The 12,090-nt window shown below is 39.9% G+C and carries 8 protein-coding genes; all 8 read left to right on the top strand.

The features are described 5' to 3' along the window. The first annotated feature begins 4 nt into the window (after nt 1–4). Nucleotides 5–2,539, top strand: coding sequence for a pyruvate formate lyase family protein (locus DOZ58_RS03990; RefSeq protein ID WP_162624409.1), 2,535 nt, complete (start codon nt 5–7; stop codon nt 2,537–2,539). 33 nt (nt 2,540–2,572) lie between these two features. Next, the gene (locus DOZ58_RS03985) at nt 2,573–3,547 is read left to right on the top strand and encodes a glycyl-radical enzyme activating protein (RefSeq protein ID WP_111887124.1); all 975 of its coding nucleotides are present in this window, start codon (nt 2,573–2,575) and stop codon (nt 3,545–3,547) included. A gap of 61 nt (nt 3,548–3,608) precedes the next feature. Beyond that, a complete protein-coding gene (locus tag DOZ58_RS03980; RefSeq protein WP_111887123.1) occupies nt 3,609–4,943 on the top strand; it encodes an aldehyde dehydrogenase in 1,335 nt (444 codons plus the stop codon). A 158-nt stretch (nt 4,944–5,101) separates the two neighbouring features. Beyond that, on the top strand, nt 5,102–6,019 hold the full coding sequence (locus DOZ58_RS03975) for a phosphate acyltransferase (protein ID WP_111887122.1): 918 nt from the start codon (nt 5,102–5,104) through the stop codon (nt 6,017–6,019). Nucleotides 6,020–6,030: 11 nt separating this feature from the next. Continuing rightward, on the top strand, nt 6,031–7,134 hold the full coding sequence (gene buk, locus DOZ58_RS03970) for a butyrate kinase (protein WP_111887121.1): 1,104 nt from the start codon (nt 6,031–6,033) through the stop codon (nt 7,132–7,134). A gap of 28 nt (nt 7,135–7,162) precedes the next feature. Further along, nucleotides 7,163–8,413 (top strand): OFA family MFS transporter, encoded by a 1,251-nt coding sequence (locus DOZ58_RS03965; protein ID WP_111887120.1) that lies wholly within the window; start codon nt 7,163–7,165, stop codon nt 8,411–8,413. Nucleotides 8,414–8,817: 404 nt separating this feature from the next. Then, nucleotides 8,818–10,167 (top strand): aminomethyltransferase family protein, encoded by a 1,350-nt coding sequence (locus DOZ58_RS03960; RefSeq protein ID WP_111887119.1) that lies wholly within the window; start codon nt 8,818–8,820, stop codon nt 10,165–10,167. A 290-nt stretch (nt 10,168–10,457) separates the two neighbouring features. Beyond that, nucleotides 10,458–12,008 carry a CdaR family transcriptional regulator gene (locus DOZ58_RS03955; protein WP_162624408.1) on the top strand — a complete coding sequence of 517 codons (1,551 nt, stop codon included), beginning with the start codon at nt 10,458–10,460 and terminating at the stop codon, nt 12,006–12,008. The last annotated feature ends 82 nt before the right edge of the window (nt 12,009–12,090 follow it).

Here is a 12,090-nt window from a genome sequence, read left to right as displayed (position 1 = left end):
GAATATGAAAAATAATAGAGTAAGCAATATCGCTTCTGCTGTTGAGCCCTTCGACAAGGTGTGGGGTGTGGGTGCAGTGGGTAAAGTAACCGATCCTTCACCATTTCCAAGAATCAATGCGATCCTGGATGATACTCAAAAGACAACAAATGGTGAGGTTATTCCAGATCGGGCAATGATCATGACCGAAGTTTATAAAAAACTGCACGGTCAGCCGCATATTATTGTAGTTGCCGAAGCCATGGCAGAAGTGCTGCGCAAAATTCCTATTTATATCTACGAAAATGAATTGGTGGTTGGTACGTTAGGCTGTACAAAAAAGAATGCGTCAGTTTTCCCGGAATTTGGATTAAATTGGTTAATTGATGAAATGGAACAGGGGCTGCTGGGCTACAGTGAAAATAGAACTCATGACTATTTTACGCATTCGGAAGAGACATATAAACAATTAAAAAGTATCGAAGACTATTGGAAAGGCAATACGGTTGAAGAACGATTAATCCCAATTTTGACTGATGATGAAATCAAAGGATCCCATATGGAAAAAGGTGTTTTCTTATGCAATGGTTACATCTTCTGTGGGGCGGGCCACCTTGGCGTAAATTACGATCGATTATTTAAAATGGGTTATGGCGGGATAGCAACAGAAATTCAGGAACAAATTAAAAAATGTGATCAAACAAATCCTGATGATATAAAGAAAATGAATAATTTAAAAGCTGATCTAATCATGAATGAAGCAGCTTCTGATTTTATTCTTCGCCATGCTGCCCTGGCAAAAGAAATGTCTGAAAAAGAGCAAGACAGCAATAGAAAAGCAGAACTGGAAAAGATTGCCGGAATTTGTGAACAGATTGCCAAGGGAACACCAAGAACTTTTTATGAAGCAATCCAAGCCGTTCATTTTGCCAATACGATGGTAGAAATTGAATCAAACGGTCACTCTATTTCTTATGGCAGATTCGACCAATACATGTATCCGTTCTATGAAAACGACATTAAAAACGGGATTGCTACTAGAGCAGAAATGCAGGAATTAATTGAAAATTTCCATATCAAGATCTGGGATATGAATAAAATCCGCGATCATATCAGTATCGATATCTTTTCAAATGGCGGAATTGGCGGACCCGCGTTAACGGTTGGCGGTATTAAGACTGACGGGATGGATGGGACAAATGATCTGACCTTTATGGTCCTTGATGCCGTCGCCCATACCAGAGTGCCAACCCCATGGACAGCAGTTCGTTTGCATGCCAATACGCCTTATGAATTAAAAGTTAAGACCGCCAATTTGATACGGCTGGGGCTGGGTGAACCTAAAATATTCAATGACGATGTGACCATTCCGACAATGATTGCCAATGGAAGAAGTGTTGAAGATGCAAGAAACTACCAGGTAGTTGGCTGCGTAGAACCAGATGCAACAGGAAAAGAATACGGTTGGCATGATGCGGCGTATTTTAATATCAATAAAGTGCTTGAACTGGCTATCAATCATGGTCATTGTATGGAATGCTCCAATGACTGCCCTCGCTATGAACGGTGTGCAGGAGTGGGGAAATCTCTGGGGATTGATACGGGGAGTTTGGAAGAATTTGAAAAATTTGATGATGTTCTCCAGGCCTATGACACCCAGATGGAATATTGGTGTAACAATATGATTGCCATGCTGAACAAGACTGATGTTATTCATCAAGAGATTAAACCATTACCTTTCTTATCCAATCTCATCGAAGGCTGTATAAGCTCCGGCACTGATGTAACGGCCGGCGGGGCAATTTATAACTTCACGGGACCGCAAGCTGTTGGGATCGGCAGTGTGGGAGATGCATTGTCAACAATTAAGCAATTAGTTTTTGATGAAAAGAAAATAACCGGAAAAGAATTATTAACAGCAGCTAAAGATAACTGGGTTGGCCATGAAAAATTGTATGCCTATGTCAATAGTGATCAGGTCCATCATTATGGCAATGATGACGATTATGCCGATATGTTAACCAAAATCGGACTCGAGACATACTGTAAACACGTAAACGGCAAACCGACGGCCCATGGCGGTCATTTTCAGGCGGGGGCCTATTCGGTCGCCGTTAATGTCGCATGCGGACTAATGCAATACGCTTCCATTGAAGGCCGAAAAGCCTATGAGCCGATTTCAGATTGTATGGGAGCAACCCATACATTATGCAGTCCCCATGATGTTAAAGGGCCAAGCGCAATTGCAAATTCGGTTACCAAGCTTGATCACAGCCAGGCGGGCAACGGTACATTATTAAACTGGAAGTTTTCACCCGCAGCGTTGGATGGCGAGGTTGGCAGAGATAACTTAATATCCCTGATCGAAACATTCATCCAGAAAAAAGGAATGCATAGCCAATTTACTGTGGCCGATAAAGAAACGCTGCTGGCAGCCCAAAAAAATCCTGCCGACTATACTGACTTACTGGTTAGAGTCGCAGGTTACAGCGCCTATTTTGTGGAACTGAGTAAAGAATTACAAAATGATATCATCGGAAGAACGGAATTATCGTTCTGAGATTCTTAAAAGAAATTGGAGTCAGTGGAAGCTATGAACAGTAAAGCAGGTCTGGTGTATAACATTCAAAGATATACAATCCACGACGGCCCAGGAATAAGGACCGAAATATTTTTAAAGGGCTGTCCGATGCATTGTAAATGGTGCAGCAACCCTGAAAGTATTAATCCCAAACCGGAACTAGGTATTTATCCAATCAAATGCATCGGAAAAGACAAATGCGGTCTTTGTCTTGACGTCTGTCCACTGCAACCTGAATCTCCGTTGCTTTTTATGGAAAATCGGATTCAAAAAATTGATCGCCAAAATTGCCGGGACTGTCAGGTCTGTGCAAATGTCTGCTATTCAAAGGCAATTAAAACATGGGGCGAGCTGATGAGCGTTGAGGAAGTCATGAAACAGGTTTTAGCCGACCGGGCTTATTATCAAAAGTCCGGCGGCGGAATTACCTTAAACGGTGGTGAAGTCACTGTTCAATGGGAATTTTCCCTTGAGTTGTTGAAAGTATCTAAGCAAAATCATGTCAATACGGTGGTCGAAACAAGTATGCAATGTGATTTCAAAATACTAGAGAAATTTTTTCCGTACACGGATTTGATTATTACAGATATCAAGCATATGAATTCAGATCGCCATATGAAGTATTGCGGTGGCGGGAATACTCGAATTCTCAGTAATATCCAAAAGACCGTTAATGCGGGAATACCGCTAATCATCAGAATTCCGATTATCCCGGAAATTAACAACGATGAAGATAACATTAGAAGAACGGCAAGTTTTATCGCAGAAGAACTGCAAAATAAAGTGATCCAGGTTCAATTGCTTCCCTACCATAAAATGGGAACGGAGAAATATGAATCACTTGGTTTAGAATACCCACTGGGAAATGATTATAAGATGCCGGAGCGTGAAGTCTGGGAAAACAATATTTTAGAACTGGTTGAAGTGATGAAAGAATACGGTGTATCGGCAGTGGCAGGATCAAATGTGAAGTATCGTTTAGCTTAAGATAAGCAAACTGTTTTAATAAAGACAGCGAAAAATCAATGTAAATAAGGAGTTTATTAATATGACCAAACAATTAGGGGTTTTCGAAAATGCAAAAGAAGCTATTGAAGCGGCTAGAATAGCACAGCTCGAGCTGATGAAAAATCATACAATCGATGATCGGGAGGCATATATAGCCAATATTAAAAAAGTATTCATGATGCACATCGAAGAATTGGCTCAGCATGAGCTTGATGAAACCGGATATGGACGGTATGAAGATAAAATTATCAAAGATACCGGGGCGATCATGCTTGCCGGTGGGACCGAAACTTTGCCGAATCGTATATATTCGACAAATCAGGGGCTGACGGTAGAATTTCCAGCTCCTTTTGGTGTGATTGGCGGCGTAACTCCAGTAACGAATCCCGTAGCGACGGTGGCCGGAAATGGAATTGCAATCGTTGCTTCAGGTAATTCAATTGTGTTTAATGCCCACCCATCCGCAAAGGCATGCACGGCTAATGCGGTTAATCTGATTAATGAGGCGATCACAGAAGTAGGCGGACCATGTAATTTAATCACGATGATAAAAGATCCATCGATGGAATCGCTCAATGATATCATGGCATCGCCAGTAATTAAGGTACTGGTCGGTACCGGAGGACCGGCGATGGTAGCAACGCTGATGAAATCTGGAAAAAAAGTAATTGCCGCAGGCGCCGGTAACCCACCGTCGATTATTGATGAAACGGCAGATGTCGCAAAGGCTGCCGTAGGGATTTTCGGATCAGCTTCATTTGATAACGGTCTTTTGTGTGTAGCGGAAAAAGAACTGTTCGTGCTGGATAGTGTGTACGATAAGTTTATGGCAGAAATTTTAAAACAGGGTGCCAAGCTGTTAACACGAGCAGAAGCTGATATGGTAACGGCCGTGGCGATCAGTCAATTGCCAAATGGTGAGTATGCAGCAAATAAAAAAATGGTTGGTCAACATGCCAGCAAAATTTTGAAGGAAGCTGGTGTTGCTGTGGATGGCGACCCGAAAATTTGTGTATTTGAGGCCCAAAATGATGACCTGTTTGTTCAGACCGAACAAATGATGCCAATTTTGCCAGTCGTGCGATGTGAAAGTTTTGAGCAGGCAAAAGAGTGGGCGGTTGCGGCAGAGCATGAAAACAAACATTCGGCAACCATCTGGTCAAAAAATATCGATAATGTTACGGCCTTCGGCAAAATGATCGACACCACGATCTTTGTTCAAAATGGCGGGACCTTGGCTGCATTTGGGGTCGGCGGCAGCGGATCAAATGGCCCTACAATCGCCACCCCAACAGGCGAAGGTATCTGTGATGCCGGTACGTTTACAAGAAGAAGACGCTTTGCTATGGCTGATGGCGGAAACTATATTCTCTAAATGATAAGGACGAACGGATAAAAGGATAAATATAAATGATGATCGGGCTAATAAATGCTGTTTTACAAAATAGTGACTTTGTTTTCTTGTCTAATAGATTTAATAGTCTGAATCATCAGATTCAATAGGTACGTTTTATTTAAAGGGAGTAGACAATTATGAAGATCAAAAATTTTGCTGACTTGATTATTCAAGTGCAAAAAATGGATAAAAAGAGTAGGGTAGCGGTGGTCGCCGCACAGGATGAACACACGTTAGAAGGTGTGGTGAAAGCTGCCAAAGATAACCTGATCGTTCCAATACTCATTGGTGATGAAATAAAAATAACAGAAATCCTTCAGAATTTAGGCGAGCTTTCCGATGCCTATCAGATCGTGCCGGCAGGTGATGTTGAGACCTGTCTGAAAATTGCAATTCAGCTCGTACATGATAAAAAAGCAGATGTCATTATGAAGGGCAAGCTGGAAACCGGCCAACTGATGAAAGCCATTGTGAATAAAGAAAGTAATCTGAAAAAAGGCGGCCTGATATCATTAATCGGTTTCTATCAGTTCAGTAATGACAAGTACCACAAACTATTAGCAGTATCCGATATTGGGATGAATACCAATCCGGATTTTGATGGCAAGAAGGAGATTTTGTTAAACGCCCTGAATGTCCTGCATGCCTTTGGCGTGGCAAATCCAAAGGTGGCAGTTATGGGCGCTGTTGAGAAAATGAATCCCAAAATGCCTGATACGATCGATTCGGACAACTTGAAAAAGCTGAATGTCAGCGGGGCAATCAAGAATTGCATTATCGAGGGACCAATATCCTTTGATCTTGCCACCAATAAGGAAGCAGCTAAAATCAAAGGATATCAAAGTCCTGTAGCGGGCGATGCAGATTTACTGATTGTTCCCGATATTGTTTCAGGAAATATGCTGGTAAAATCATTTACCGGTTTTGCAGATGCTCAGACAGCCGGTCTGGTAGTCGGTGCTAAGGTGCCGATTGTTTTGACTTCACGGTCTGCGGAAGCATCTGATAAATATTATTCAATGGCATTAGCGGCCTATGTCGCTAAAAATTTTTAGGAGATGAGATAGTGAAAAAATATAAAATTCTAGCAATTAATCCGGGCTCAACTTCAACAAAAATAGCAGTCTTTTCAAATGATGAGATAATTTTCAGTAAAAATATTAATCATGATGTGGTGACCCTAAAAAAGTACAAAGAAATACAAGAACAGTTGCCGTATCGCAAACAAATGGTTACAGAGATGTTAAAGCAAGAAAATATACCCATTGAAAGTATCGATGTTTTTGTTGGCCGAGGCGGTGGTCTGGTTCCCATAAAGGGCGGTACTTATGAAATCGGACCGAAGCTTTTAGAACATGCCAGTAAGGGGATGGCCGGTCAACATCCCGCACAATTAGCGTCTCAGATTTGCAATGCTTTCAAAGAGGAATTTGGCGGTTCTGCTTACATCGTCAATCCACCGGACGTTGATGAATTTGATGAGATCGCCAGAGTTACCGGTCTTTCAGATGTCTATCGAGAAAGCCGAATTCATGCCCTGAATCAAAAAGAAGTGGCATTGCGATTTTGTCAGAACGTTGGCAAAAAATATGAGCAAACCAATCTAATTGTATGTCATCTTGGCGGCGGGATTTCGATCACGGCCCATCAACATGGCAGAATGATTGATTCTAACGACATTATCGGCGGCGATGGACCGATGACTCCCACCCGTGCCGGGACATTGCCGGCAATAAAAATATTGAAACTGTGTTTTAGCGGAAAATACACCGAAAAAGAACTTTATGACAGATTTAACAAAGAAGGCGGCCTGATTGATCATTTAGGAACGCAAGATATGCTTGAAGTGGAAAAAAGAATCGCTGCGGGCGATCAGCATGCACGGTTAATATTCGATGCAATGATTTATCAAATCGGTAAAAGCGTAGGAGCGTGTGCCGTGGCTTTAAAAGGAAAAGTTGATGCGATCATTTTAACCGGCGGTATTTCAAGAAGTAAATATCTGGTCACTGCCTTAAAAGAATACGTTGATTGGATTGCTCCGGAAGAAGTGATGGCCGGTGAATTTGAAATGGAAGCATTAGCCTCCGGAGTGCTGCGGGTCCTGAACAATGAAGAAGAAGCGCTGAACTATACAGGGATACCTGTTTGGCAGGGATTCTGCAGTTAAACAATGTTTTAAGAAAACGGAGAAAATTATGAATGTCGAAAGTAAAAAAAGATGGCTCTATCTAATAGCAGGAACGATTATGCTGATGTTCCTGGGATTATTGTATGCCTGGTCAATTTTCAAAGCACCGCTCAACAAAATTTTTGTAACCTGGACAGCCACGGATTTAACGTTAAGCTTTACGATTTCGATGATTTGTTTTTGCTTGGGGGGCTTTGTTAGTGGAAAGTTGACGAAGGTCTTAAAAAATCAACACATCGTTTTGATTGCTGCAGCATTATTGTTTTCAGGCTTCCTGGGCGTTTCAAAAATTAACCCGGAACAACCGGCGCAAAGCCTTTTGATGCTGTATGTATTTTATGGGATCCTTTGCGGAACCGGGGTCGGCATGGGCTATAATGCCATTATTAGTTCAGTTATTTCCTGGTTTCCGGAAAAAGCGGGAATGGCATCAGGGATATTATTGATGGGATTTGGTCTTGGCGGCATGGTTCTAGGCACATTTATCAATATTATGATTGGTCAATTTGGCTTACTGCAGACCTTTTTCTATCTGGCAATTGGCGTTTCGATCGTTATGGCGCTGGGTTCTTTTTTTATAAAAAAACAAGTGACGAAACCAGTCAAAGACGAAAAGATAAAACACGAAGCGAGCGGCGCCAGAAAAACCGAATATACTTCAATTGAAATGCTTAAAACTGGCGCATTCTGGTGCTTTTTCCTATGGGTCATCATGGTGAGCTCGGCGGGGTTGTTAGTTATCAATAGCGCCGCAACGATTGCGATAGCCTTTGGTGCACCAGCACAATTAGGCTTGATGGTGTCGGTATTTAATGGTGGCGGACGTGTTCTATTCGGCACATTATTTGACCGGATTGGCCGAAATAAAGCAATGATATTAAACAATTCTATTTTAGTTATAGCAGGGTTATGTCTATGCCTGGGCGCCTTGACGCAAAATGTCATTTTTGTATTTATTGGGATACTATTAGTTGGAACCTGTTATGGTGGCTCACCGGCATTGACATCTGCGGTTATCAATTCATTTTATGGCGTTAAAAATTATCCGGTTAATTTTAGTCTAACGAATTTTGCGATTATTCCAGCAGCATTGATCGGACCGTTGATTTCGAGCTCGTTACTGGAAAAATCTGGCGGTTCTTACAATTCGACTTTCATACTGATTATTGTTTTCGCCGCAATTGCCTTAACATTGAATTATCTGCTGGGTGTTAAAAGTGAAAAAGAGATCGGATCAGCAATACCGATTGAAGGCTAGCAGCCAATTATATTGAATTTAATAAGCAATACCGGGGCAGGATTTGAAGAAAATCAGCCCCGGCATTTTTTATTTAGGACACGATCTAAGCAGTCAAACAAAGATCAAAACTTTCTAATAATGATACCCATAAAGGGCAGACTGGCACTATTTTTAGAATGAGAGTAGTTGACCAAATATTGGTGTTATTTTCGTTGATATTGACATTGTAGTACCGGGATGAATATCTTATACTTAAACCATAGATTAATCTGATAGAAGAAAATAAATCCCAGCTGGAATTATTTGTTATTGGAAACAGATACAATATGCAAAAGATAGTTGACGAAATGCAAAAAAATACAATTAAATTACACTCGTTTTCGTCGGCTAATTAAACGAACTAAAACAAAAAAGGAGAAAAAATGTTTAATTCAGAAGTAATCAATAAAGGGGCATTTTTATTTAGTAATCATGCTGGTATTTTATCACCATATGAGTATACAGGGTATCGAAAAGAAGTTGTAGCCAGCAAAACAAGTGCATATGTCAGTACACAATTGTGTATTTCACCGGTTTATGATATTAAAGGACCTGACGCAGCTAAGTTCATGACATCAATTAGTGTAAACGATTTTACAACGACAAAAGTGGGTGGAATCAATCACTGCATCCTTTGTAATGAAAAAGGACAGATTTTAACTGACGGCGTTGTCATGAAAATTGCCGAAGATACCTTCCGGTGTTATTGGCTAAGCCCAGTCATTGATTATTATGTGTCAATAACAGATATGGATATTGTGGGTACTGACTTAACTGGTACCGAATTCTTTATTCAAGTTGCTGGCCCTAAATCACTGGAAATACTTGAAAATGCCGGCAAGTGTGATTTACATGATATCGGATATGTAAAACATCGGATGGCAAAAATTGCAGATGTTGATGTACGTATCTTACGTTTGGGAATGTCTGGTACCTTGGCTTATGAGCTGCACGGAGATATGGATAAATTAGAGCAAGTGTACAGCAGCATCTGGGAGGCAGCAAAACCATTTGGAGCGAAAAAACTTGGTTCACGGGCATATTGCATGAACCATACCGAAGGCGGATTCCCAAATATTTACATCCATTATCCATTGCCATTGCAGGAAACCCCAGGAATCAGAGAGTATCTGGAAGAAAATCCCCCTCATACAACCTTCCATAAAAGAGCCCTTCTCGGAAGTGTTGGGGATGATCTTGAAGTACGTTTCAGAACACCATTTGATGTGGGTTGGGGATCCCGAGTAAAATTCAACCATGATTTTCCTGGTAAAGAAGCACTTCAGAAAATAGCTGAAAATCAAAAAACAACATTAGTTACGTTAGAATGGAATCCCGATGATATTGCCGATATCGTCGCGTCACAGTTCAAAGGCCGTGATGTCGAGGCATATGAACCAATGGATGAGTATCCAACAGATTACAATTATAATCCATTTATGACTGAAGATGAAGAAGACCATTACTATTATCACCATGACAAGGTTATGGCCGGAGATAAGATGGTTGGGGTATCAGCAGGAAGACTCAATAGTATTTACTATCAACGAATGATTTCTTTAGGTTTTATTGACAAAGAATTTGCCAAAGAAGGCACCGAATTGACAGTTGTTTGGGGCAGCCCTGGTTTTCCACAAAAAGACGTACGCGTAAAAGTGGTTCAAACTCCTTATGTTGTAATGGAAAATAACAGTATTTTTGATGTTGAACAAATTCCCCGATATAAAGCATAAGAAAATAATTCAGTAATTCAGGAAACAGCTTGGCAAGAGGCAGTGAAAAATATCACTACCTCTTTTATAGTTATTTTAAGCCGACCAAAGTTAAAATAAACCGTGCGGCAGAAAACGAAAAATATTAATGAAGCCGGTAAAAAAAGTCCCGCATGATTCAATGGGTTGAATAAAGGTATATAATAAGTTAAGATTACAAAACGAATGCTATTAAAAAACGTAATGATCAGGTTAAAAAGGATCATCCTGAATTTTGAAAATGACTAGAGGTAAATTCGGTGAAAATAAACATGCAAATTATAGCAGATCAAATAGTAGATTTAAAACCGACGCTTCATCTAAGCGAAAATAAAAAATTGAACCTTATCAGTGCGAGACTTTTAAATTCGAATAGCGATCTATTTGAAACAGGCTATGTTTATGTCGGTTTGACTGAACAGTTTCAGACGTATGACCATTTTGAGGCTGCTACCGGCATCATTTTAATTGGAACTGCTGATGCCGCGTCATTAGCAGTTTTTAAAGATGTCGATTATCTTTTAATCAATAATGAAAGCCCAATTTCCGACGTGCTCAATAGAATATTGGGTGTATTTGATGCTTATAACTTATGGGATGAACGGCTTAAAAAATCGATAATCGATAAACACGACCTGCAATCGATTCTTGATATCGGATATGAAAAATTAACGAATCCGATTGCTTTGTTTGATAATACCCAGATTTGTTTAGCCAAAAGTGGCAACCTACCAAGTAATTACGATGAAACCGTTTGGCTTGAGGTTGTTCAGTTTGGCCAAATAAGTGTCGATTATTTTAGCACCTATGACAGAACCTATGTTGATACCTTAATGAAAGCCAAGGACGCTTATATAACCGAGCAAAAAAGTTCGCTTTACAAAGAAGAACGCTATAAACATATGATCGCAAACATTTTTGTCAATGAAAAAAGAGTAGGCAATATGGGTGTTGTAGATTTGATTGCACCATTTACTTTTGGTCAATTAAGTATTGTAAACCACCTGTCAAAGGTATTTGCCGATGCGATCAGCAACAATCATAACTATATGATTTCTACCCAAGGTATCGATTATGTAACCTTCCGGTTGATTTCGGGAAAGCAAATTGACCGTGAAACGGTACAGTATCAGTTATCAAAGCGAAATTGGAAACTCGAAGATCAATACTATTTGATAAATTTTGATTATTTTTATTCGGGAGATTTTTCAAAGAATGAAAAAAAGACGGTTTACTATGAATTTTGTGTAAATTTTATTAATCAAACATTACCGCAGTCAATTGTTTTTAAATACAGAGATCAGATTGTTGCGGTAATAAAAATAGATACAGAAGTGAATACCTACGAAAAAGTACATACTTTGCTGGGGGAAATAATTGACAAATTACACTGTTATTGTGGGATCAGCAATCAATTTAGTGATTACTATAACATTTTGTTTTATTACAAACAGGCAGTCAAAGCCTTATCTTTGGGTTTTCTGACTAAGGGCGAAGAGAAAATTTATCATTATACAAATTACTTTATGAAACACATGATCGATCTGTGCTCAAAGAGTATCGATTTATCAGTATTGCTGCATCCTGATGTGATTACCCTCAGCCAGTATGATACAAAAAACGGGACGGATTATGTAATGAATTTATATGTTTATCTTTTGTGCGGGAGAAACATCGCTCAAGCGGCCGAAAAGTTAATTATCCATCGGAATACCTTTAATTATCGAATCACTAAAATTATCGATATGATGAATGTCGATTTATCCGATGATGCGGTTACAATGCATATCTTAATATCCTGTTATATGAGCTTAAGCAGCTAAAGATCCGGTTGCCCTTCACAAGACCTAGCTATTATTACCTACAAATTTTAATAGAGGGTCTTTTTATTTCTTTAAAAATAGC

The organism is Acetobacterium sp. KB-1 (assembly GCF_003260995.1).
In the GTDB taxonomy this organism is placed as follows: Bacteria; Bacillota; Clostridia; order Eubacteriales; family Eubacteriaceae; genus Acetobacterium; species Acetobacterium carbinolicum.
The sequence above is the reverse complement of the archived record's forward strand: the minus strand, read 5'-3'. Positions and strand labels throughout refer to the sequence as shown.